The sequence below is a fragment of the Pelagivirga sediminicola genome (assembly GCF_003072125.1).
GTDB classification, from domain to species: domain Bacteria; phylum Pseudomonadota; class Alphaproteobacteria; order Rhodobacterales; family Rhodobacteraceae; genus Roseovarius; species Roseovarius sediminicola.
In genome coordinates, this window is sequence record NZ_QCYH01000001.1 from 1 (window position 1) to 23,684 (window position 23,684).

At 62.8% G+C, this 23,684-nt stretch carries 15 protein-coding genes; 6 read left to right on the forward strand and 9 right to left on the reverse strand.

Features of this window, described 5'->3' with window-relative positions; translation table 11 throughout:
* Window positions 1–8: 8 nt before the first annotated feature.
* A complete protein-coding gene (locus DC366_RS00005; protein ID WP_207768636.1) occupies window positions 9–371 on the reverse strand; it encodes a hypothetical protein in 363 nt (120 codons plus the stop codon).
* A 221-nt stretch (window positions 372–592) separates the two neighbouring features.
* Between DC366_RS00005 and DC366_RS00010 the strand changes: the two genes are divergently transcribed.
* On the forward strand, window positions 593–1,222 hold the full coding sequence (locus DC366_RS00010; protein WP_108690762.1) for a LysE family translocator: 630 nt from the start codon (window positions 593–595) through the stop codon (window positions 1,220–1,222).
* Window positions 1,223–1,271: 49 nt separating this feature from the next.
* Here the strand turns inward: DC366_RS00010 and DC366_RS00015 are convergent, their stop codons facing one another.
* The 8 genes from DC366_RS00015 to DC366_RS00050 form a co-directional block, all read right to left on the reverse strand.
* Complete coding sequence (locus DC366_RS00015) at window positions 1,272–2,192, reverse strand: DUF2493 domain-containing protein (protein WP_108690161.1); 921 nt, start codon at window positions 2,190–2,192, stop codon at window positions 1,272–1,274.
* A 322-nt stretch (window positions 2,193–2,514) separates the two neighbouring features.
* Window positions 2,515–3,582, reverse strand: coding sequence for a DUF7146 domain-containing protein (locus tag DC366_RS00020; RefSeq protein ID WP_165802813.1), 1,068 nt, complete (start codon window positions 3,580–3,582; stop codon window positions 2,515–2,517).
* A complete protein-coding gene (locus tag DC366_RS00025; RefSeq protein ID WP_108690162.1) occupies window positions 3,579–7,856 on the reverse strand; it encodes a strawberry notch family protein in 4,278 nt (1,425 codons plus the stop codon). Before DC366_RS00025 ends, DC366_RS00020 begins: the two co-directional genes overlap by 4 nt.
* 96 nt (window positions 7,857–7,952) lie before the next feature.
* Window positions 7,953–8,171 carry a DUF6117 family protein gene (locus DC366_RS00030; protein WP_108690163.1) on the reverse strand — a complete coding sequence of 73 codons (219 nt, stop codon included), beginning with the start codon at window positions 8,169–8,171 and terminating at the stop codon, window positions 7,953–7,955.
* A complete protein-coding gene (locus tag DC366_RS00035) occupies window positions 8,168–8,578 on the reverse strand; it encodes a hypothetical protein (RefSeq protein ID WP_108690164.1) in 411 nt (136 codons plus the stop codon). Before DC366_RS00035 ends, DC366_RS00030 begins: the two co-directional genes overlap by 4 nt.
* 99 nt (window positions 8,579–8,677) lie before the next feature.
* A complete protein-coding gene (locus DC366_RS00040) occupies window positions 8,678–10,786 on the reverse strand; it encodes a ParB/RepB/Spo0J family partition protein (protein WP_108690165.1) in 2,109 nt (702 codons plus the stop codon).
* Window positions 10,787–10,962: 176 nt separating this feature from the next.
* A complete protein-coding gene (gene radC / locus DC366_RS00045; RefSeq protein ID WP_207768649.1) occupies window positions 10,963–11,451 on the reverse strand; it encodes a RadC family protein in 489 nt (162 codons plus the stop codon).
* A gap of 35 nt (window positions 11,452–11,486) precedes the next feature.
* On the reverse strand, window positions 11,487–12,446 hold the full coding sequence (locus DC366_RS00050) for an ArdC family protein (RefSeq protein ID WP_108690166.1): 960 nt from the start codon (window positions 12,444–12,446) through the stop codon (window positions 11,487–11,489).
* A 593-nt stretch (window positions 12,447–13,039) separates the two neighbouring features.
* On the opposite strand from DC366_RS00050, the gene DC366_RS00055 reads away from it, so the two are divergent.
* From DC366_RS00055 to DC366_RS00075, 5 genes are all read left to right on the forward strand, one after another.
* A complete protein-coding gene (locus DC366_RS00055) occupies window positions 13,040–14,863 on the forward strand; it encodes an AAA family ATPase (RefSeq protein WP_108690167.1) in 1,824 nt (607 codons plus the stop codon).
* Entirely contained in the window at window positions 14,860–16,599 is a 1,740-nt protein-coding gene (locus DC366_RS00060; RefSeq protein ID WP_108690168.1) for a UvrD-helicase domain-containing protein, read from the forward strand. Before DC366_RS00055 ends, DC366_RS00060 begins: the two co-directional genes overlap by 4 nt.
* A 137-nt stretch (window positions 16,600–16,736) precedes the next feature.
* The gene (locus tag DC366_RS00065) at window positions 16,737–17,102 is read left to right on the forward strand and encodes a helix-turn-helix domain-containing protein (protein ID WP_165802814.1); all 366 of its coding nucleotides are present in this window, start codon (window positions 16,737–16,739) and stop codon (window positions 17,100–17,102) included.
* Window positions 17,102–18,325: a type II toxin-antitoxin system HipA family toxin gene (locus DC366_RS00070; protein ID WP_108690170.1), complete on the forward strand. Its 1,224-nt coding sequence runs from the start codon at window positions 17,102–17,104 to the stop codon at window positions 18,323–18,325. The genes DC366_RS00065 and DC366_RS00070 overlap by 1 nt, the downstream gene beginning before the upstream one ends.
* A 483-nt stretch (window positions 18,326–18,808) precedes the next feature.
* On the forward strand, window positions 18,809–23,671 hold the full coding sequence (locus DC366_RS00075) for an NACHT domain-containing protein (RefSeq protein WP_133176142.1): 4,863 nt from the start codon (window positions 18,809–18,811) through the stop codon (window positions 23,669–23,671).
* Window positions 23,672–23,684 lie beyond the last annotated feature (13 nt).

A 23,684-nucleotide genomic window follows, 5' to 3' on the forward strand; every position in this document is an offset into this window, starting at 1 on the left:
ATAATCAATCACACGAACGAGCCAGAGCCTCCAATGCTCAAGCCGCTCTGATGTCCCATTTTATTTGACGACGGACACCCAAGGGTAGCGTGGAAGCCCGCGATCGCGGCAGGCGCGACGAAGGCGAGCGCGACGGCAAGCTTCAGCCACATGGCCCGAGCGAACAGGATGAGGAACTGCGCAAAGCCGAACACAAGGGCCGCGCCAAAAAGTCCGACAAGGACGCTGCCCGGCAGGCCAGCACCCGTCTGATAGGCCCACATTCCGGCCACCACACCGCCGAGCCCGGGCAAGGCGTAAATAGCAAGTGTGAACAGCAACCAGCAGAGGACGGCGATTGCAGCGATGGACCCAAGAATAGCGATAATCATGGTGGCATCTCCGTGAGACTTTGGACTCTGACGGTCGCGCCTCCACCACCACCTCGGCGCACGTCATAACTTTACCATACCAAGGGTTGAACCGCGAGCGGGTCGGGCCGCTACGAGCCCGAGAGTGACTAGTGCTACCCAGCACAAAGCGATCCCATATTTCTTCTTTACATCATGTCATCCCTGTGGCTGGCTCGCTGGAAATCTCGAAAGGTGTTCTCATGGATTTTCAGATCTGGCTTGCGTTTGTTGCAGCCTCCATCGCGCTCTTGCTCATTCCAGGACCCACCGTTCTACTGGTCCTCAGCTATGCGATCAGCCAAGGAAAACGGGTGGCGTTAGCGACTGTCGGTGGCGTGGCGTTGGGTGACCTTATCGCAATGTCAGCTTCCCTTGCTGGCTTGGGGGCATTGGTTCTTGCGTCGGCCACTCTGTTTACGGCCCTGAAGTGGGTCGGCGCGGTGTATCTGATTTATCTCGGGATCAAACTATTCCGAAGTGCATCAACGGCCTCCCTTGACGAATTGGAGAAAGTCACGGAATCGAACGCATTAAGCGTGTTCGGACACGCCGCGGCTGTGACAGCACTCAATCCCAAGTCGATCGTGTTCTTCATCGCATTCGTTCCTCAGTTTGTGGTCGTTGATCGTCCGCTTATCCCGCAGTTCGCAATTCTGGTTGTCACATTCGTCGGACTGGCCGCGATCAACGCACTTGCCTATGCGCTATTGGCTGACAAGTTACGGGCGAAAATTGCTCGCCCATCAGTTTTGGCCTGGTTCTCCCGGCTGGGCGGAAGCGCCCTGATAGCAATGGGCGTAGCGACAGCAGCATTCAAGCGTTCGCAGTAACCCAAACTGAAGGTCAGCTCCGTCCCGTAAGGCCACTATTTGCGGCGGTTCATCCGAATCGCCGCACCGGAATGCCGAGCTTCCTGGCCTTGTCGGCGAGGTTCTCCTGAATGCCGGTGCCGGGGAACACTATGACCCCGATCGGCAGGACGTCGAGCATCTGGTCGTTGCGCTTGAAGGGCGCGGCGCGGCCGTGCTTCGCCCAGTCCGGCGCGAAGCCGATCTGGGTGACGTTGCGATGATCGGCCCAGCGAGCGGCGATCTTTTCGGCACCCTTCGGCGATTTGCCGTGCATCAGCACCATGTCCGGGTGCTTGGCATGCACCTGGTCGAGCTTATCCCAGATCAGCTTGTGATCGTTGAACTCGGCGCCGCCTGACACGGCGACCTTCGGACCTGCGGGCAACAGCACTTCGCGGTTGGCGCGTTTGCGCTCGGCAAGGAAGTCGCGGCTGTCAATCATCGCCGATGTAAGGGCGCGATGGTTCACCTGCGAGCCGGTGCGCGGAGACCAGGGCGATCCTGTCGTGCGGAGATACTGCTCGGCAGCGCTGTCGCGGAAGACTTCCAGGCTGTCGCGGCGTTCGATGAGACCTTGGCCGGTCTCGATAAGGCGTTCGAGTTCGACCGCCTTGATTTCGGAGCCGTCCTGTTCGCGCTGCCCGCGCTTCTGGGCCTGCTCGTTGTCGTCGAGCTTGCGTTCGAGCCGGTCGGCGGCGCGGTGGAACATGTTGACGGTTGACCAGAGAAGGTCGTCGAGTTCGCCATCGAGGGCGGTATCAGCCATGGTGGCGATCAGGGCGTCGAAGATGTCGGAAACTGCTCCGGCGATGACATTGTCCTCCGGGACGAGGCGCGGGTCCGGGCCGTGACCGTCGTGGCGGTAGCCATGGAGTTCCAGTTCGTTCAGCGCGTGCTCGGTCGGTGAGGATTCGTGATACGGTTCGAAGGTGTCGTCGTAGAGTGTCATCGGGTGGCTCCCTTTGTCGGTTGGCCGCGCCCGCCGCGGCCTTCATGGCGCCGAAAGACGGCGGGCGGACCGGGCCTGCATCCTGGAGCGGTAGCGGAAGGACCGGAGCGTCAGCGGAGGATGGCGGAGGCGGCGATTTTGTTTCGCGATGGAAAGGCCCGAAGGGCCGAGGGAAAATCGTTGGCCGTAGCCATTGCCGGACCGGGCTGCTTGCCGTCCGGTCGCCTCTCAGGAAGGCCGGGGCGCGGCCCTCTCCGGCATCCTCGGGGAGCCGTTAACGAATGCTGCGACGTCACCGCCATAGACTTCATCGCTGCCCCGTTCAGGCGGACAGAACGGACTCCATGAACCTCGCGACATCCTGCGGGGCGAGCTGGACCCGAATCGAGGCCCGAAAAGCGTCGAGACCACGCAGGCGGAGGTCCTCGTTGAGATCGCCCAGCATCGGCGAGAGTGGCAGCGCTTCTATGCCAAGCGCATCGGCTCGTTCAACGAGCGTATCCCGCGCGCCGTCTCCCGCCGGATCGTCGTCACGGACGATATAGAGACGGCGCAACGTATCGGGGAACAGGATGGCGGCGAGATGCGCAGCAGACAGCGCGGCTGCCATCGGCATCTCGGGCAGTACGCATCGCAGCGACAGCATGGTCTCGATACCTTCGCCCGCCGCCATGACATCCCCCGCAACACCGAACCGGACGGCATGGCCGAGCAGGTCGCCCATTGCCCGTCGCGGCGTCTCGATGGGAGCCTTGCCGAGTGTCGCCTCGCTGAACCCGGTCGGATCGAGCCAGGTGCGATGGGCGCCGGTCTGGTGGCTGTCGAGATCGGTGACGGACGCGATCAGGGCCGGCCAGGTCTCTGTCGGGCTATGCTCCTCAGGCCGGTAATAGCAGCGCGGATGAAACCGCAGCGATCCGGTTCCGTGCAAAGCCGCAATGCCGCGCTTACGGAAATACGTTTCCGCGAGTGTGCCCGTAATCGACTGCGCCATCGAGAACAGGCGTCTCGCCGCCAACGGCGAACCCGTTGGTGCGGGCGATTTGCGTCCGGTCGATGATGCCGACCCCGGCTCGGGATGCGGCAGGCTGAGAAACCGCCGCGCCTCGTCGGCCACGTCCCTGAACTTGACCAGCCCGCAACTCTCGCGAATGACGTCCAAGAGATCGCCATGCTCGCCGGTGGCCGCGTCGGTCCACTTGCCGGCCGCGCCCTTGCCGGATTCGGGGCCGATCAACCGGACGAACATGGAGCGGCCCGGCGTATTGCGGACATCGCCGACCATCCAGTAGCGGCCCTCGCGCCGCCCGCTGGAGAGATATTCGCGGCACACGGCCTCGGCCTGCCGGCCGAGACGATGTGCAAGATCGGATGCGTCGCGGGTCATCATGCTGCCTCCCGCTCGGCGATGCGCTCGACCGGAAACCGCTCCAGCAACCTGGCGAGAACGCTCGCGCCGGATGCGTCGGTCGGGACGAACAGCCGGAACTTCCACGAGATGATCTCGCCGAAGAGGCCATAGGCCTTGAGGCGGTCGCGTATCGTGTCGGTGAAGCCGGTGAGCTCGATGCGGTTCGCGCCCATGACGCGGGCACGGCGAAGCTGAAGTCCCTCGGCGAGGTCGAGGATCGTGCGACCCTCGGTCAGCGCGGCGAAGGCGTCGTCCGCCGAGAGGCTGGCGGCGCCCGTCGTCGCCGCGTTCGCGGCCCAGGCCGGTGAGACCTTGCGGCCGATGATCCGCTCGCCATCGTCGGTCTGGAGCCGGTAGACCCGCGTCGATTCATTGGGCAGGCGTTTCCAGATCGGCAGCAACAGTCCGGAGACGATGTGGACCGTGCTGTCGGTGTATTCCGGGACCGCCGCCACTTCGGTGTCCCAGATGTGCGCAAAGGTCTCGCGGTCGGTTTCGACCCAGTGCGTGTCGCCCATCATTGTAGTGGGCACCTTGGTGGATTCCATCGGCCGGATCAGGCGCACCCGGCGTTCGACGACACCGTCGTCGTCGATCACGCTGGTGGTCGGGACACGCACCGCGGCTCGGCCCGATCGCTCGTTGATCAGCAGGGCGGCACGCGGATCGGCAAGTTGGTCGAGCGCCTCGTCCAGCGCGACCGGATGGTTGCGCTCCCGCTGCGCGATGGTGAGCAGCGTGGTCTCCGCCCCGGTGGCTGGATGGGTGTGGATCACTTGCCGGTCGGTGACGGTGAACTGCTCGCCCCTCAGCGTCTCCAGCCCGACATCATAGGTGCCGCTGGCGATGGCACCCTCGATCCGGGCGGTGAGGATCTGTTCGAAATGCGCGAACAGGATGTTCTGCAGATCGATGGTGAGCGCCAGCAGCCGGTTGAGGAAGGTGGTGATCGGCGGCAGGTCGTCCTTGATGCCGTTATCATCCATGAGCTTCAGTCCCGTCGAGGTCTCGAATGTCTCGAGCGGGCAACCTTCGACCTTGCCGCCGACGATCATGAGATAGAGCCGGCGCAGCGCGTCGCGCGCATAGGCGCTTTCAAGATTGTCCTCGGCGCGGAACAGACCCTGGCCGCCGGTCTGGCGCTGGCCGCGTGTTATCGCGCCGAGCGTGTCGAGGCGGCGGGCGATGGTCGAGAGGAAGCGTTTTTCCGCCTTCACGTCGGTGGCGACCGGCCGGAAGAGTGGCGGCTGCGCCTGGTTCGTGCGGTTGGTGCGGCCCAGGCCCTGGATCGCGGCATCAGCTTTCCAGCCCGGCTCCAGCAGATAGTGGACGCGCAGCCGCCGGTTCTTCGCCGCGAGGTCTGCATGATAGGAGCGCCCCGTGCCTCCGGCGTCCGAGAAGACCAGGATGCGCTTGACGTCATCCATGAAGGCTGCGGCCTCGGCGAGGTTGGCGGCGACGGCGCGGCCTTCCACGGCGAGGCGATCACCCTTGCGGACGATGCGGCGCGAGCGGCCGGTCACCTCGGCCACCTCATCGGTGCCGAAGCGCTGGACGATCTGGTCGAGCGCGCCGGGCACGGGCGGCAGCGAAGCAAGCTTTTCGATCAGCCGGTCGCGCCGAGCGATGGCTTCGCGGCTTTGAACGGGCTGGCCGTCGCGGGTTACCGGGCGGGAACACAGATTGCCCTCCGAGTCGGTGAAGGGCTCGTAGAGCTGCACCGGGAAGGAGTGGGCCAGATAGTCGAGCACATATTCGCGCGGCGTGATGTCGACCTGGACGTCGTTCCAGTCCTCGGTGGGGATCTCGGCGAGCCGCCGCTCCATCAGCGCTTCGCCGGTCGAGACGATCTGGATGACGGCGGCATGGCCGGCTTCGAGATCGGCGTCGATGGCGCGGATCAGCGAGGGCGTCTTCATCGCCGTGATGAGGTGGTTGAAGAAGCGCTGCTTGGCGCTCTCGAAAGCCGAGCGGGCCGCAGACTTGGCCTGCCGGTTCAGCGTGCCCTCGCTGCCGGTGATATTGGTCGCCTGCATGGCGGCGTCGAGATTGTTGTGAATGATCGCGAAGGCGCCGGCATAGGCGTCGTACATGCGCCGCTGCTCGTCGGTGAGCCGGTGCTCGACCAGCTCGTATTCGACCCCTTCATATGAGAGCGAACGGGCCTGATAGAGGCCGAGCGCCTTGAGGTCACGCGCCAGCACCTCCATGGCGGCGACACCGCCATCCTCGATCGCCTCGACGAATTCTGCCCGCGTCGCAAACGGAAAATCCTCGCCGCCCCACAGACCGAGTCGCTGGGCATAGGCGAGATTGTGGACCGTGGTCGCGCCGGTCGCCGAGACATAGACTACGCGCGCGTCGGGGAGCGCGTGCTGCAAGCGCAGTCCCGCGCGGCCCTGCAGCGAGGCGGCCTGGTCGCCACGTTCGCTCTTCGATCCGGCGGCGTTCTGCATGGCGTGGCTCTCGTCGAAAATGATCACTCCATCGAAATCATCCCCCAACCAATCGACGATCTGCTGCACGCGCGAAACCTTCGATCCGCGCTCGTCGGAGCGCAGCGTGGCATAGGTCGTAAAAAGGATGCCCTGCGCCAGACGGATCGGCGTGCCCTGGCGAAACCGCGAGAGCGGTGAGATCAGCAGCCGTTCCTGACCGAGCGCCGACCAGTCGCGCTGTGCGTCCTCAAGCAGCTTGTCGGACTTGGACACCCAGACAGCGCGGCGGCGGCCCTTGAGCCAGTTGTCGAGCAGGATGCCGGCGACCTGGCGGCCCTTGCCCGCGCCGGTGCCGTCGCCGAGGAACCAGCCACGCCGGAAGCGGACCGCGTCGTCGGCATCCTCCGCCGCGGCGGTGACGACATCGTAGGTCTCATCGATGGTCCAGGCACCGGTGAGATGTTGGGCATGGGCTTGACCGGCATAGATCACGCTTTCGAGCTGGGCGTCGGAGAGAGTGCCATCGGCCGTGAGTGCGGCTGGCAGATGCGGACGATACTCTGGCTTCGGCGGCGCGACCGAGGCCATGGCGGCGGACTGGACGAGCCTGGTGGGATGCGCCTGAGAGCCGGGAATACGGATCGATTGAAGCGCGTATTCCTCATAAAGCGCATCAGTGAGGCGTGCGCCCTGCGGCGGGGTCCAGTCGACCGTCTCGTAGGAGAGCTCTTCACCCGTCGGGTCGGCAATGGAAGATGCGGTGCTGACATCGCCGTGGTTGCGGGGAGCGGTCGAGATCGAGCTCACCGCGGTGATCCGCTGTTCGGTGATCGCCGGCAAGGAGACCGGGGCACGGGGTGGCATATCCGCCTCGATCCAGCCGAGCAGCGTCGCGACATCGGGGGCGATGCCCCGCGACGCCGGAAAGGCGGTGGGATCATCGGTGGCGATCTTGTCGATCACCGTCAGCCGCGTATCGATGGTGGTGCCATGGCGCGCATAGACCGCGCCGTCGATCGCAGCGGTAAAGACGACGCGGCCGCGTTCCTGCAGACGCACGAAGGTATCCCGCCAATTCCGCGCATCGGGTGCGAAGCTGGCACCGGTGATGGTGACGAGGCGTCCGCCGGGTGCCAGACGCGCGAGCGCCGAGGCGACATGACGATAGGCGACATCTGCCATGCGGCCCGACACGTTTGCCATCACCGAGAATGGCGGATTCATCAGCACGACGCTGGGAACGGCACTGGCGTCCAGATAGTCGTCGATCTGGGCCGCATCGAAGCGTGTGACCGAAAGAGCCGGAAAGAGGGAAGAGAGAAACGCGCCGCGCGTCTCGGCCAGTTCGTTGAGATGGAGCCGGCCCCCGGCGATTTCGGCGAGAATGGCGAGCAGGCCGGTGCCGGCGGAGGGTTCCAGCACGATATCGTCCGCGGTGATCGCGGCGGCGGTCGCCGCGGCGAATCCCAGGGGGATCGGCGTCGAGAATTGCTGAAAGGCTTCGCTCTCCTCGGAACGGCGGGTGTGAGAGGGCTGAAGGCCTGCGATTCTGGTGAGCAATGGCAACGCGCCCGCCGGAGACCCGGCTTTGCGCAGAAGCGCCTTTCCGTATTTGCGCAAAAACAGGACGGCGGCACCTTCGCAGACGTCATAGGCGGTCTTCCAGTCCCAGGCGCCATCGGTATCGGAGCCGCCGAAAGCGGCGTCCATCGCGATGCGGAGCGCGGGCGCGTCGATGCGGCGGCCTTGTTCGAGAAGCGGAAGGAGTTGATGGGCAGCGCGGGCGAGCGCCGCCGCGGGAACGATCTCTGTCATGGGGGAGAACCTCGGGAGAGCGGGAACGAGACAAGCCGTGCGGCGCTCTCTCTTTGACCGCACCGGCTCAAACCCGTCCCGGCAACCCTCTCCCTCTCAAGGCTCGGGCGGTCGATAGGCGTCGTAGGGATTACCGTCGGCAAGATGGCCGAAGGGCGTAAAGAGGAAATCGCCGCCATCCCGGCCGACCGCGCAGATCACGTAGCGTACCGCCCCGGTCTCGGCGTCGGTGTATTCGAGCAGGGCGAGGTTGCTGTCGGCGGCGGCGCGCAAAAGCGTCTGAAAATTGGCGCGGGCATGGTCGGGAATGCTCATGGCCGATCTCCCTCCAGTGTCTCGGCGAGCCATTCGCCGGTGTAGGTCCACGCCACGGTCTCGCCGGTGGCGAGATTGAGGACATGGGCTCCGCCGCCGAACGCATCGATGCGTGGCCGTGAAGAGGTATTGGCGTATTGGAAGCCCCATCGTCCGGTCAGCGAGAACGCGGCCGCGCAGCGCTTGACGAACTGGATGACATGTTCCGGATCGCCGGTGACATCGTCGCGCATCCAGAGGCAGGTGCCGCCATGTTCGGGCACGATGGAGAGATCGAAGCCTTCGGACGGCGGGTCTTCCGAGGCGTTTTCGTCGGAAAGGCGATTGTAGAGATCGAGCGCGCGCGCCGCGTTCTCGGGTGTTCGCACGTCGAGGACGCACGAGAAGTGCGTGAAGTAGTCGGCCATGACAGGCTCCTGAAACAGAAAGGCCCGGTGCGGTGACCGGGCCATGTTGGGATTGACGGGGTGAGATGCGGGGCGGCCCTGGCCGCCCCGCCTGAGCGGCTACTCGGCAGCCACGGTTTGCGGCTCGTCGACCGGCTCTTCCTCGTCGTCGTCCTCGTCGGAGAGGAAGGCCGGCAGGGCCTCAGGGTCATCTCCCTCGGCATCCGGGGTGGTGCCATCGTCAATGGCGGGCAGGCGCAGCGGTTCGGGCAACCAGCCGCTGTCGGCGAGCAGACGTTCGGCCTCCTTGGCCATGTCCGGTTTTTTCAGGTGGCCGATGAGCTGTGCCGTTTCCTCGCCCTTGGCCTCGCGCACCGCCTCGAGGATGCGGGGCTTGGTCACCCGGCCGAAATAATTGTCGACCGTCGGTCGCCATCCGATTTCCACCATGTCGAGCCCGACGGCACGGGCGAGCCGATCCGCCTCGTGGATGCGCTGCTGAACGCCGCGCGTTGACGGCCCCGCGCCATAGGGATTGGCCTTCTCGTAGAGCGCGTTGACGCCGAAGGAGACGCAATGGGCGAGGAGCGCCATGCGGCTTGCATCGTCGAGACCGTCGATCTTGGCCCAGAGCGCCTCGTCATCCCCTAGGGGCAGGTCGGCCTTCCAGGCCTCGTGCCGATCGTCGACGGTCTTGGCGGCCGCGCTGTCTTTCAGGTCATTGCCCTGGACGGGGAAATAGACCTGTCGGACCGACGCCTCCAGGCATCCCGGTGTTGAGACGTGCTGGAAGGCGTCGCGCACAAGCTTGTGGATCAGCGCGGTCATGGCGACCGAGGGGTTGCTGGCCAGCGCATCGCGCAGCGCCAGGGACCGATGCGCCGTAAGCTCGATCACCAGCCGCTCGGGCAGCGGCTTGATCGCATCGTCCTCCTCGTCCTGCTGCTCGGCTTCGCCGCCGACGGAAATGACGGTGCGCTGCACGGCGCCGGGATCGGTTCCTGCATCGCCATCGCGTCCCGCGTCATCGTCGCCCTCGGGCACTTCATCCTCGGGACGGACATAGCCACGCTCGACGGAAAGCTGTCCATCGTGGCGGATGCTGACAAAGGCGCCGGCGCGGCCGATTTCGGCCGGATCGTATTGCTTGGGCCGATCTTCGAAGGCGTCGAGTGCCACCTCGATCTCGCCAAGCCGTTCATCCACCTCGTCGGGCAATTCGTCGGCCTCGGCATATTCGGCTTCGAGACGGTCGAATTCCTCACGAAGGGCCTCGCGCGTGGCGCGTTCCTCGTCGGTCAGATCGACCGGCGTGCCGGTGAGCGCCCGCAAGCCGTTGGTATGGCCATAGGGGAAATCAGCGGCAACCGAGATCCATTTCCAGCCCTCCTCGGCGATGGTCTCCGCCTCGGCGGTGAGCTTTTCGCCGACCAGTCGTTCGAGCAGGGCCACGTCCTCGATCCAGCCGCCATCATCATCCTGGAAGAGATCGCGCAGGACGGTGCCGCCGGCCTCTTCATAGGCTTCGATCGTGACGAAGCACACACGCCGGTCGGAGGACCGGACGGTGTTCTCCGTCAGCATGCGACGGATCTGATAGGGCTCTTTCGACCAGCTATGCTCAATGGCCTCCCAGACCTGTTCCTGGCGGGCATGGTCGGTGGAAACCGTGAAGGCCATCAACTGATCGAGCGTCATGGAGTCCTCGGCGTAGAGATCGAGGAGTTTCTCCGATACCGAAGCGAGCTTGAGACGCTGCTTGACGGTGTTGACCGAGACGAAGAAGCGCGCGGCGATGTCTTCCTCGCTCATGCCCTGGTCCCGGAACGTCTGGAACGCGCGGAACTGGTCGAGGGGATGCAGCGCAGCGCGCTGAACGTTTTCGGCCAAGGAATCTTCCTCGGCCGAGATGTCACTGTCCGCCGCGCGCACGTTGCAGTGAACCGGCGCGGCTCGGGCCAACCGCTTCTTCTTGGCGAGAAGTTCGAGCGCCCGGAAACGGCGACCGCCGGCCGGAACCTCGAACATTCCGGTCTCCTTGCCGTCGGCGTCCACGACCGGACGGACGTTGAGATTCTGCAGGAGGCCGCGGCGGGCAATGTCCTCGGCCAGGTCCTCGATCGAGACGCCGGCCTTGATCCGCCGGACGTTGGACTGGCTGAGCACCAGCTTGTTGAAGGGAATGTCGCGCGAGGCGCTGAGGGTGATCTTTTTGGCTGCTGTGGCCATGGTAAGTTACTCCGCGACGGGCGCCGAGAGCCTCTCTCTCGGCTCGAAACCCGTCACGGAAACAGGGCGCAGCCCTCTCACTCTCCGGGCGACGCGGTAGCCGCCCTGCGACTCGCCGCCACATGGGAAAATCGGATGCGGATAAAGCGAGCACCAAGTGTCTGCCCGATGCGCAGTCAGATTTCGCCTCGGCCGCGCAGACTAACCTCCCGGCCGATGCCGACGATGATATGGTCATGAAGCGCCAGACCCATAAGCTTGCAGCCTTTCTGGATTTCCCTCGTCATCGCAATGTCGGATGCTGAAGGTTCAGGATCACCGGTAGGATGATTGTGGACGACGATCAGCGCAGTCGCGTTGAGTGCCAGAGCACGCCTCAATACCTCCCGGGGATAGACCGGAACGTGATCGACCGTGCCTATGGCGAGGCACTCATCCGAGACGAGACGGTTCTTCCGGTCGAGATAGAGGACATGAAACCGCTCCACTTCGCCGCGGATGGTGAGTGCGCAATAATCCAGCACTGCCTGCCAAGATGACAACACCGGGTTCTGGTTGAGGTGGCGCAGCAGGATCTGGCGTGCCTCATAGATGACGACCTGCTCCTGGGCCGAGAGCGGTCCGGACTGAGGCTCCATACCGAGCGTCCTGTGATGTCTTGTCATGTCCAACCGGCCGCGCAGGCCATCGGTCAACAGGATCATGCCACCCTCCTGTCGCAGGAGGTCTCGATCAGGCTGGATTCCGCATCGGCTGGGGCGAAGGCCAGAAGCCAGTCGGCGGCCTTGCCCGCCTGGCTTGCGGCGCGGACGATGGCGCGATTGTCCTCGCGCAGCACCTCAAGCCAGGAACCGATGTAATCGGCGTGCCGGACGGTCGGCGCGATGCCGAGCGAGGCACAGCAGAATGCGGCGTTGATCTCGGCGATCAGCTCCTCGAAGGCGTATTTCTTCGAGCCAAAAGAGCCCGAGAAATCCCGCCCCAGACGCGAGGCATGGCCTGTCGCGTGGCCCATCTCGTGCAGTGCGGTGCGGTGCCAATTGATGGGCTCGAAATAGGCCTGCGGTGGCGGCACCTGCACATAGTCGTGGGCCGGCACGTAGAACGCCCGATTGCCGCCGATGCGGAAGTCGACGCCGGTGGCGGCGATCAGCGCCTCGACGCTCGGTTCGATCAGCCCCGTCGGCGCGGGTGGCGCGGCGGTCGCTACATCCTCGGGCAGATTCTCGCACTGGTCGGTGTTGAAGACGGTGAAACGCTTGAGGAACGGGATCGCATGGGCGTCCTCGCCGGTCTCGCGCGCACGGCGCTTCTCGTCCTCCGGCACGAAGCGGTCGGCATAGACGACGGTGGTGCCGCGCTCGCCCTTGCGAACATTGCCGCCAAGCGACAGCGCCTGGCGGAAGGTCAGCCAACTCTGACCGGTAAAGCCGCGTTCGATCACGGCGCCCCAGAGCAGCAGGACGTTGATGCCCGAATACTGACGATCGGTGGAAGCGTTCTTCGGAAGGCCAAGGGGTGCCTTCGCCGCCGCCGTTCCCCAGGGCTGGACCCAAGGCACACGGCCGGCCTCCAACTCGGCGATGATCTTGTCGGTGATTTCGGAATAGAGATTGGTCCGGTCGCGCCGGGCGCCGGATTTGCGGTTGTGTCTGGACATCGCGGGTCTCCGTGACGGGCGCCGGAGGCCTCTCCTCCGGTCCTCATCCCGTCACGGCAAACCCGTCCGCACTCTCACTCTCAATGGGGGCGTTGCGGGGGAATCCCCCGCTCGAAGGGGTCGGCCGAGACTACAGGCTCGACCGCAGGGGAAGGCTTTCCCCTCCTTGTCTTTCCACGTCGCGATCCACACGCTTCCAATCCGCGGCGCGTTGTCTTCCGATCAGCCGAGATCGATGTTCTTGCGGTTCGGCGAATCGGGACTAACCAATGCGCGGAGACTGGCGCGAGTTCTTTCTGGCCTAAAGGCTCTCGGATCACATCGCGCCGTGTCTCGACTTGCTGTGACATTTGCTATGCTTTTGTCGGCAAGTGCAGAGGTTTCATCACAAAGCTTGTCGAGGTATTCAGTCAGTCGGAAGTCCGGGTTTGTATTTTGTTTGTGTGATACATAACCTCACACGGTGAATGACAAGGTGAGAGAATAAATATCGGTGGTCCAGCTCGATCCCAGCACGAGTCCTGGATCTCCTTGAGACGCACGGAATCCCGCGCCTTGCGGAACCTTGGAATGCAGGAGGGGGGAAACGGATAATGAGAATCCGCCGACTGAGACTGTCGAACTTCCGAAGCGTCGCCGACGGTGAGGTGATCTTCCCGGGTCACACGGTCATCATTGGCGGGAACAGCGTCGGCAAATCGACGATGTGCGAAGCCTTGGACCTGCTGCTCGGTCCGGATCGCTTGTCGCGGGCATCACCTATCGACGAGCATGATTTCTTCGAGCGCCGGTACCTCGATGACGATGGTGATCCCATCGTCATCGAATTGGAAGTGGTTCTGACCGATCTTACCGCTGACGTGCTTACCAAGTTCCGAACCCACCGCGAATACTGGAACACGACCACGAACACGCTGCTGGATGAGACAGCAACGCCGGAAGATGTCGAGGCCGACGACGTCGTGCCGGCGCTTCGGATCAGGTTCGAGGGCGCATACGATATTGAGGAGGACGAGTTCCGTGCGGAGACCTACTTCGCCAGTCCGCCGCCGGACGACGAAAGCCGACGCGCCAGGGTCACGCGTCCCGCAAAACGTCAGTTCGGGTTCATCTATCTTCGCGCGCTGAGGACCGGCTCCAGAGCGCTCAGCCTGGAACGCGGCTCCCTGCTCGACATCATCTTGAAGCTCAAGGACGATGATCGCTCCGCCATGTGGGAGCAGACGCTTGGGGCAATGGAAGATCTGGATCCGGCGATTGACGCCATACCCCAGCTCAGAGCGATCCTGGACGAAGTCGACAGGCGCGTGCGTCGATTTGTGGGTCTTTCCGATGATGATCGTACCTTCCGCCTTTATCCGTCCGCGTTGACACGAGAGAGCCTGCGTCGCTCGATTACGCTGTTTGGTTCCTCGGAGCGCTCGAACATCCCTGTTCCGTATTGGCGTCTGGGGTCGGGTGTCATCAATTCTATGGTGTTCTCGCTCCTGACGTTCATCGCGGACCTCAAGTCCAACGTGATATTCGCGATGGAGGAACCGAAGATCGCGATCCCTCCGCATACGCAGCGCCGCATTGTCCAATTCCTTCAAAGGGAAATGGATCAGTCGATCCTCACGACCCATTCCCCGTTCGTGCTCGAGCAATACGACCCGGAAAACGTCATCCTCCTGGAAAGGGGGACTGGCGGGAAGGTCGCAGGCCGTCGGATCGAAGTCACCGGCATCAAGGCCAAGGCCTACAGGGGAAACCTTCGCCGCGTCCTTTCCGAAGCCATGCTCGGCAACGGTGTGCTTTGCGTAGAGGGCGTTTCCGACGGCGAAGCGATCTACTCCGCTTCCGCCGTTCTGGAAGAGCACAGTGCCGAGGGTACGTACACGCCGCTCGATCTGTCTGGCGTCACGGTGGTGCAGTGCGAGGGGGATGGCGGGCTGTTGCGGTACGGCGAGTTCTTCTCTGGCTTGGGCCTGAAGACCTACGCCTTCTACGACCGACAGAAGAATGAAGCGATCAGCGAGGAGATAGTCGAGGTCTTCGATGCGGCCTGGGAACTGGAGCAGACGGGGATCGAGTATCTGCTTGCCGACGAGATAACGGTCGACGTCATCCGCACATTCCTCATCGAGGCTTCGGAATGGGACGACTATCCGCACAACGCGAAGAACGCGAACCTGTTCGAGTACGACCCCGATGCGGATGACGAAGCCGTAAAGGCACTCTGCAAGAGGGTGCTCAAGACCCGGAAGGGTGCGGGCTATGCGCAGCGGCTGGTCGAAATCTGTTCAGAAGCGGATCTGCCGGCCATCATCGTCGAAGCCCTGGAGCGCATCAGCGAGGATCTTCCCAACGAGCTTTCGGCCGGCGATGGAGATGACCACGATGATGATGATCCAGAAACGTCCGACGACGAAACATGACCAATCCGGAAGATCGCTTCGACCTCTGCGACAAACGCCGTGCCATTCTGGGTGATGCGGGTCACATGCTGGTGTTGGGTGGGCCCGGGTCCGGCAAGACGACCATCGCGCTCCTGAAGGCAAGACGGATGGTCCTCGAGCGACTGCAACCGGAACAGTCGGTCCTCTTTCTCAGCTTCTCCAACGCTGCGATACGGCGCATTCTGGAAAGTGCGGGGAGCGTGCTGACGCGCGAAGTCGGCCGCCAGGTGGAGATCAAGACCTATCATTCATTCGCGTGGGACATCCTGCAGTCTCATGGCTATCTGCTGTCATCACAGCGAAAGCTTGGGATCGTCGCGGCGCAGGATGCCGCCGTCATCCGAGCAGGGCTGGAAGATGACGCGTGGCTTGCCGAGGAAGATCGGCTGTTTCAGGAAGACGGCCGCGCCACCTACGATCAATTCGCGCCGCGCGCCGCGGATATTCTTGAAAGATCCGCCGTCGTTCGCGACTGTTTTTGCTCGGCGCATCCGCTGATCCTGGTCGACGAGTTCCAGGACACCGACGAGGATCAATGGAGACTGGTTCGGGCATTGTCGGAGAATTCCGAGATCATCGCTCTCGGTGATACCGAGCAGCGGATCTACGCCTGGCGAAAGGGAGTCAGCCCCAAGCGTCTGAATGAGTTTGCCGAAACGCTGGGCGCGGCCACCTATGATTTTCAGAACGAGAACAATCGCAGCCCGGCAACGGGCATTGCCGGATACGCCCGCGGTCTCTTGTCTCCTGACGTCCATCTTGAGCTGCCCGATGACATTGCATTCAAGCGATTTCGGCCTGGCCAGTTTGCGATTGGCCTTCGCGCCGGGCTCATCAAGACGTGGAACGAGACCGTGAAGAGAACGGGACATCGCGACATCACGGTGGCGGTCGCCGCCCGCAGCCGAACGATGGTGCGCCTGATCTCGGACGCGTTGGCACAAAAACTCACGCTGGGGGTGAAGGAGCACGGACCGGTTCCGCACGATGTGATGTTCGACCAGATGCAGATCACCCTTGCATCGCGGGTGATCGCCTATCTGCTGGCTTCGCAGCAAGACTCGCGAGATGAAAGGCTGGCCGGTGCACTGGAAAGGATCAGCGCCGTTTTCCGGTCCTCTGGAAAGAAGACGGCGATCAAGACATCCGATCGCTTGTTGGGTTGGGCGGAGAAGTGTCGGGACGGAAAGGTGCCAGGCACGAAATGCGTCACGGCGCTGACGGTCGCATTTGATGCGATCGATACCCACGGATTTTCAGGTTCACCGACCGAAGACTGGCTCCTGGTCCGCCGAGCCCTGGAGCGGGCTGACGCTGATGAACTGAAACGCACCGGAGATCATGCTCGGTATCTCCGATTGCTGAGGCGTGGCTCGGCAATCGAGGACCAACTGGCGGAATTGTGGAAGCAGACTGGAACCTACGCCGGCGCCGAAGCCGCGTTGGACAATGCGATCCTTCAAGATCAGATGACAGACAGCCACCGCGAAGTCTCGAGCATCAGCGTCATGACGATGCATCAGCTAAAGGGCCGGGAATATGATGCCGTCCTTCTTGTCGAGGACCAGCACAGGACATTTCGGGGAAGAGACCAAGAACCGCCTTACATGGAAACGAGGCGACTGCTGCAGGTCTCGCTGACGAGGGCTCGGCATCTCGCCTATGTCCTATCAGCGACGAAGAACGCCACGTTGGATGTCCTTTTCGATGACTGAGCACACATTTCCCAACCGGTCGGATCCGTATCCCTCCGACGCCCCGGTCGTTGCATTTGCTCGCGCACTCTGCTAACCGTCATATTTGACGATTAAATGCAAAATGAGCATCAGATATGGCGGTTAAGGTAAGTTCCTTGAACGCGCGGCGAGCCCTTGAGGCTCTGGGCGCGAACATCAAGACGGCCCGTTTGAAGCGGCGCATCTCCGTGCAGGGATTCGCCGAACGGGTCGGTGTGTCCGAGAGTACCATCAGCCGCCTTGAGAAAGGAGACGATGGCGTCAGCATCGGCACGCTGGCCATGGCCTGCCTCGTGCTCGGCGAGATCGGACGGATTTCGGACTTCCTCGATCCGGGATCCGACGACACCGGACTGCTGCTCGACAGAGAGGCACTGCCCAAGCGGATAGATCGGAAACGGGGCTCCAGGCCGACAGGAACCACAAAGAGTGACACCATTCTCCCGGACGGTGACGACGATGACGAAGGGGTCGGCTTCTGATGCCCGAAGCGATCGTCGCCCTCGGAGAGGGCAAGCGGATCGTCGGGCGGCTGCGGTTCGAGACCGACGGTCGGCGCCAGCATTCGCAATTCGAATATGCCGCCGAGTGGCTGGCGGCGCCCGACCGCTTCGCGCTCTCTCCCGGCCTGCCTCTGCGCGAGGGAAGCCATTACAGCGCGGGCCGCAGCGACAGGCGCTCGGCGCTGCCGGGATGCTTTGCCGATGCCGCCCCGGATTCCTGGGGTCGCGCGCTGATGACCAGAGCGCTAGGCGGCGGTCTCAGCGAGTTCGATTATCTGGTGTTGTCCGATGATCGTACGCGGCAGGGCGCATTGCGGTTTCTGGGGGAAGACATGGAGCCGCTGTCCGATCTGACGCCGCCCATCCCGCGACTGGTCGAACTGGAACGCCTGCGCGCACTTGCGCAGCGGTTCGAGCGCGATCCCGGTGGCGCGGAGGCGGAAGCGCGCGACTTGGCCGGTGTCGCCGGATCGCTGGGCGGCGCCCGGCCGAAGGCCAATGTCGAGGGCGACGGACATCTCTGGATCGCCAAGTTCACCTCCGCCCAGGACACCAGACCTGTCGAGCGCGTCGAGGTGGCCGCGTTGAAACTCGCGGCAAAATGCGGATTGCGGGCCGCCGAGGCGAAGCTCGAACTGCGCGACAGCGACAGCCCGATTGCGCTGATCCGACGGTTCGATCGGCGCGGCAACACACGCATCCCCTATATTTCGGCCCGCACCGCGCTCGCCTGGGACAGCGACGAAGGCGGATTCTACACCGATATCGCCGACGTCATCCGGCAGATTTCCAGCAAGCCTGTCGACGATCTGCATGAACTCTGGCGGCGGATCGTCTTCACCATCCTCGTGTCCAACTCGGACGACCATCTGAAGAACCATGGTTTCATCTATGCCGGTGGGGATCGATGGCGGTTGTCGCCGGCCTTCGACATCAACCCCTCTCCGTCGCGCCACCGAGTGCTGGAAACCGGGATTATCCAGGGCGGCTCGTTCGACGCGTCACTCGATATCGCCTTGGAGGCATGCGAGTTCTTCGATCTTACGTCCGCTGACGCCAGGCAGCAGGCGTTTCGGATGGCCGAGACGATTGCGAGCAACTGGGGGCAGGCCTTGCGCGATGAAGGTTGTTCCGCTGCGGATGCGCAGAGCTACTCCGAAGCCTTCGAACACGAGGAGAGCAAACGTGCGTTGGAGGCTTAAATTTTGAATTCTGAGCAAAGAACTCGTGCAAATACACTTGGGAAGGAAAACGGCGTTGGTGAACTTCGCAAGCGGATGTTGGTTGAGAGGTTGAAGTGTTTGAGGATAGGTACATTCATTCGTATCACGAATACCGCGCTGAATAGAAGTCATCAGGTTGAGTTCTTAATATTGGCGCGCCACATGAAACCGTGTTGGAATTAACATCAGTTGGTGCCTAAGCACGTGTCAGGAGCGCGACCGATAGCCGATTCAAGCCCGAGAGCGACGGGACCCGCCGGTCCGCAGTTTGAAGCCAAGGTCGGCACACACTATGCCCTTGCCCTGTTGGCGAGCACCGAGCCATTCGGGCTGCCGGGCGTCGTTGTCGATCGACTTGAGTTCCAGAGGGGCGGTCAGGGGCATCCGCTTGACGACGTGATCGCGCGGGGCGCGACATCTCAGGGCGAGGATCGGTGTCTTGAGGTCCAGGTCAAACGATCGATGGCCTTCACGGAAGGCGACGCCAATTTCGCATCAATCGTGGATGGGATCGTCAAGGCTCGAAAGATAGAGCCGGACCGACGCTTTGCCGTCGCCATAGAGCGGACGACGGGCGCGATCGAGAATGGCGTGCAGGAAGCGCTAGAACTGGCCCAGCAGACAATCAACGCTGCGTCGTTCCTGAAACTCCTGGAGACGCCCGGGCGCGGCAACAAGGAAATGCGTGCCTTTGTGGCTGCGTTCAAAGCTCATCTCGCGGCGAAGGGAGAGACTGGGGACGACGTTCTCCATGACGTGCTGCGATCATTCTCAGTACTGACTTTCGATTATTCGCGACCGCATTCCATAGCCGAGCAGCATGACCGCATACGGGCGCAGCAACTGGCGTCTGGGAAAAGCGGCGCTGATCCCTATGACGCGTTGTTCGGGCTCGTTCTTCGCACCGACGCGATCGGCGGCGAATTGAACCGGAGCGAATTGGTTCGCAAGCTGAACGACCTTGGCGTGAGCATCGGTTCCGCGCCAAGGCTAGCCGCCGCGCGCCGTCATATCGAGGAACTGAGCCGCCACGCGCTCGATGATATCGTTCTTACGGTGAGTAATTGCCGGCTCGCTCGGGAAAAGCCCAGGCGCGATTTGGAGACGCTACTTCATACGGCGGAAATCCGAGGCGGCGTGGTTGAAATAACTGGGCCCAGCGGTGTCGGCAAATCCGCCCTCATGAGAACTGCGATCGAGGCGCGCAAGGCGACGTCGCGCATTGTGGTGCTGGCGCCAGATCGGACGCCGGCTGGCGGTTGGCCGGCGATGCGGGCCCTATTTGGCATTGAGGCGACTGCTGAGGAATTTCTGAGCGATCTTGCCTGCGACGGCGGCGGCTATCTCTGTATTGACGGCTTGGACCGGTTTCGCGACGGCGCGCAGCGAAAGACCGTGATCGACCTCTTGCGGGCGGCGCTGCACAGTCCAGGCGTCACGGTGTTGTTCACCGCGCAGCCCGGATGGGAGGAGGAAAGCGCCCTTTGGATTGGCGAAGAGATTTTCACACAATTGTCTGCGCGTAGCCGCTTGATTGTGGAAAGGCTCGACGATGATGAAGCCGAAGCACTCGCGAAGATGGCCCCGCAGCTTGCACCCCTGCTGAGATCGGACCATCCGGCGAAACCGCTCGCCCGAAATCCGCTGAAGTTGCGGCTACTGGTCAGAACGCGACTGGATGCGGCGAAAGCGATTAGCGAAGCGGCGCTGGCGCAGGACTGGCAAGCTTCCGGCGCGGGGATCGGCGAGCGCACAAAAGGCGTGCTTCATGCCCGCAAGCGCGTGCTTCATGTTGTCGCCAACGGTCTCATCGACAATGCCGGCCTTGTCGATGTCTCCGGACAAGACGCGCAGGCCGTTGCAGAATTAATCGCGGACGAGGTGCTGGTCGAGATCCATTCCGATAGAGTCCGGTACCGGCATGATCTGTTTACGGACTGGGCGGTCGCCTGCGTTCTATCTGATGATCCAAGCGTGATCGACAGGCTGGCACTGGACGCGCCGCCGCCCTTCTGGATGGCGCGTGGGTTTGAGTTGGCGTGCCGGATGCTCGCCGAAAGCGGCACGGCCGAGGCGTGGCCGGAACTGCTCGAGCGACTGGAGGCTGAGGGGGTCGCATCCGGATGGGCAGGGCTCGCATTGTTAGCGCTGGTCCGATCCGAACGTGCGGACGTGTTGCTCGAGCGATACGACGCTCTTTTGCTTGAAGATGAAGGGGGCCGCGCGGCGCGGTTGATCCGACGCTTTGTCGCGTCGCACACCCAGTCAGCCACATCCTTGTTCAAGGAGGTTCTGCCGGAGGGGGTCGTCGTGCCGGAGGGGATGACCATTCCAACCGGACCGGAGTGGATGCGTCTGATCCTGTGGTGTTTGCAGCGTTTCGACCGCTTGGGGGCAACTGCCTTGTCCGCTGCGGTCGATCTCTTCCAGAACTGGCTTGTTCTTGCAGCGTTCGGCGAAAAGACCGTGACGCCGATCTTGCTCGATCGCTATGCCGATATTCTGATCGCAGATATTGAGCAGAGGGATCGTCCGCTGCCGCGGTATGGCGCGCGCCTTCCAGAGATCAAATATGCGGTAAGCGGCGATGCGCTTGAGACGGCCCGGCTCTACCTGGCGCTTTGGGCGCCGTCTTCCCCCGGCGCCGCAGTACGGTATCTGAACGCTGTAGCGCATTCGAAACGGCCTGAAGCGGCGATGAGTCAGATCCTCGAATTCCCGGGACGGTTGCCTGGTGCTGCGCCTGCCGAATTCACGGCCGCCTTTCTACGCGCGCTCGAAGACGATGACGAGGAAGACGAATATCGCATGAGGCCGAAGCGCCGCCGCTCCTATGCGATGTCGCGCATCGACGGTCCTTTCGTGCTTGGCCGGTGTGGCATTGGCGTATTCGCGGAGATTCTTCAGGCCGCGCCCGCTGCAGGCACGGCGTTCATCAGAACTCTGACCGAGCGTACATGTGGGCCTGAGAAGGGCGATCCGGAGTTTTCGGTTCAGCTCCTGGGAGAGACCCGGAGGATTGAGGCGCCGTTCAGCTATGGCTGGTCGCGTGGGCGCGCGCCGTCGGCCATGCTGACCAAGGCGTTGTCGGCAGTGGAGCATTGGGCGCATCGGAGACTTGATGAAGGTGAGACGCTTGAAGCGGTCATTGAAGAGGTCGCCGGTGAGGCGCCGATCCTCGGGGCGTTGTGGCTTGTCATTGTCGATCTCGTCTTGTCGCATTCATCCCTGAACGGATCGATCCTGCGGGATCTTCTGACGTCTCCGGAAACCCTGGCGCTCGACGCCGGCCGCGCCAATCTCGATGCAATCGATCGAATGGACGGGGGTGTTCTGGGAGGAGCCTGGCGGGCGTCGCCGACGGCCGATCAAGCTGTTGAGCAGGATTTGGCGGGCCGCGTATCACGGAGCATCGCGCTGCATGATGTATTCCGACAGCTCGTCTTCAATCTGCCCGAGGAGGAGTTGGGTGCGCTGCGTGAGCATCTTGAGGCGGCGGTGAGCCGACTTGGGCCCTGGACCGAAGACAGGGTTGACTGGGCGTCGCCGGAGTTCATGGCATCCCATGCGCTTCGCCTCGCCTCACGGGACAACTATGAGCTGATCACTGAAAGAGACGCTGCGGGCGAAGAACGCAAAGGATGGAGTTATCAGTGGCCACGCGGACAGAAAAAATGGTTCGAGGAAGAGGCGGCGAAGGTGAGTGCGGAGCAATCGACGTTCACCCGGTCGCTGGCCGTTCGCTCTGCAATGGATGACGAAACCAGGGCGGTTAATGTCAGCGTTGCCGATGCGGAAATGATCCTGACCGAAACGGCCGCCGCCGTACCTGGGACGGACGACGATGCGTCGCATGAGCCGGATGATCCCTGGCTTGCGCGTGTATCCGCGGCAGCGCTCCTCGCCCGCGTTGGCTCCCCGGACGATCTGGCGCGGCACCGATCCGAGATTACCTCGGTCTTCGAGCAGGCGCTGCAGTCTCGAGATCAATCCAGGGCATTGCCGCGCGATGACGTCATGTACGACCCGCACGCGATGGCGATCGCCGGACGTCTATATCTCGCGGCCGCCTCCGGTGATGAGGCGGATGCGGAGCACCTCGTGCAATCCGTTGTGGCATTTCCGGCGAGCGCTGCGCCGGCGTTTCTGAGACATGGCAGCGCCGTCGAAAAGATCGACGAAAAACTGTTGATCTCACTGAGCCGCCTGGCGCTCCTCGCCTGCAGGATCCCTCGGCGTGCGCATTATGATGAGGACGAGGCAGCTTACCAAAAGCGCCGCGCAGACCTTGAATCGCGCGTCGAATCCGCGATCGAAGCGGAGCGGCGATGGCGGGAAGGCGGAATGGAGCCAGATTGGCCAACCCCCTCGTCACGCAGGTCGAGGCGTCCGATACGGACCCTGACGATCGGCAGAAAACGTGGTGCTGAGAAACGCGCCGCGCGCGACCCGCAGTGGCCCGACTACCATTACGATGAGAGAACCGCGACGGCCTGGCTGCGGATTCTCCAACGCCTCGGCTCAAAAGGCGGATCCACGTCGCAGGCTGTTATGCGCGCCAATCGCGACTGGCTTCTGGAGACGAACAGGCCGGGGGAGGATGGCGAAGACGACAGCGATATTGAGCGTGTCTGGACGCGCGGCCTGATGGACTACGCGGCGGTGCATGCCCGCAACTGGCCGGATGAACTGCGCCAAGAGCTTGTAGTCAGCGTGCTCAGAGCCTTTTCTGATGAGGCATTCATTGACGCCGCGGCGGCGTTCATCGTGCAGAGCGATCTTCGTCTTATTGAAGGCGACCTGGAGGATCGGGCCTATCTCTTGTCGGTGCGTGAGGCATTTTGGCCGCGCCTCGAGGAAACATGGCATTGGCGTAGCCACTTGTGGTCGTCGAGCGACGGCATGGAGATACACCTGAAGGAACTCGTCAGCGCATTCTATATGCGTTTGAGCTACGGGTTTGGCGATGGGCAGTCTTATACAAAGGGTTTATCCGACCCCGAATTGACACCGTTTCTGTCCCTGCTGTCGGAGATCGCCAGTGAGGCGCCGTCGTGCCCGACCATTGCTTATCTTTACTTGAATGTCCTGGAATGCCTGGAGCCATCGACCGCTGAGGGGCCGCTCGCAGCCGTGGCGGAGCGATGGGCAAAAACGGCAAACAATCGTTTCTGGAACGAGCTCGGCATCGGCAAGCGTGCTCTTACAATTGGATCAAAGGCTGTGACCCTGACTAACAAAGCGGCGTGGAGCGTAGTCTGCGACGCCTTGTTAGCCGCTGGTGTGACAGTAGGCGCCGATTTCCTAAGGCGTCTTCAGGGATAGATTAGCAGTGATC

Coding starts and splice junctions, on each gene's coding strand:
- DC366_RS00005 (WP_207768636.1), bottom strand. CDS start 371: ATGATTATCGCTATTCTTGGGTCCATCGCTGCAATCGCCGTCCTCTGC.
- DC366_RS00010 (WP_108690762.1), top strand. CDS start 593: ATGGATTTTCAGATCTGGCTTGCGTTTGTTGCAGCCTCCATCGCGCTC.
- DC366_RS00015 (WP_108690161.1), bottom strand. CDS start 2,192: ATGACACTCTACGACGACACCTTCGAACCGTATCACGAATCCTCACCG.
- DC366_RS00020 (WP_165802813.1), bottom strand. CDS start 3,582: ATGATGACCCGCGACGCATCCGATCTTGCACATCGTCTCGGCCGGCAG.
- DC366_RS00025 (WP_108690162.1), bottom strand. CDS start 7,856: ATGACAGAGATCGTTCCCGCGGCGGCGCTCGCCCGCGCTGCCCATCAA.
- DC366_RS00030 (WP_108690163.1), bottom strand. CDS start 8,171: ATGAGCATTCCCGACCATGCCCGCGCCAATTTTCAGACGCTTTTGCGC.
- DC366_RS00035 (WP_108690164.1), bottom strand. CDS start 8,578: ATGGCCGACTACTTCACGCACTTCTCGTGCGTCCTCGACGTGCGAACA.
- DC366_RS00040 (WP_108690165.1), bottom strand. CDS start 10,786: ATGGCCACAGCAGCCAAAAAGATCACCCTCAGCGCCTCGCGCGACATT.
- radC (WP_207768649.1), bottom strand. CDS start 11,451: ATGACAAGACATCACAGGACGCTCGGTATGGAGCCTCAGTCCGGACCG.
- DC366_RS00050 (WP_108690166.1), bottom strand. CDS start 12,446: ATGTCCAGACACAACCGCAAATCCGGCGCCCGGCGCGACCGGACCAAT.
- DC366_RS00055 (WP_108690167.1), top strand. CDS start 13,040: ATGAGAATCCGCCGACTGAGACTGTCGAACTTCCGAAGCGTCGCCGAC.
- DC366_RS00060 (WP_108690168.1), top strand. CDS start 14,860: ATGACCAATCCGGAAGATCGCTTCGACCTCTGCGACAAACGCCGTGCC.
- DC366_RS00070 (WP_108690170.1), top strand. CDS start 17,102: ATGCCCGAAGCGATCGTCGCCCTCGGAGAGGGCAAGCGGATCGTCGGG.
- DC366_RS00075 (WP_133176142.1), top strand. CDS start 18,809: ATGGCCTTCACGGAAGGCGACGCCAATTTCGCATCAATCGTGGATGGG.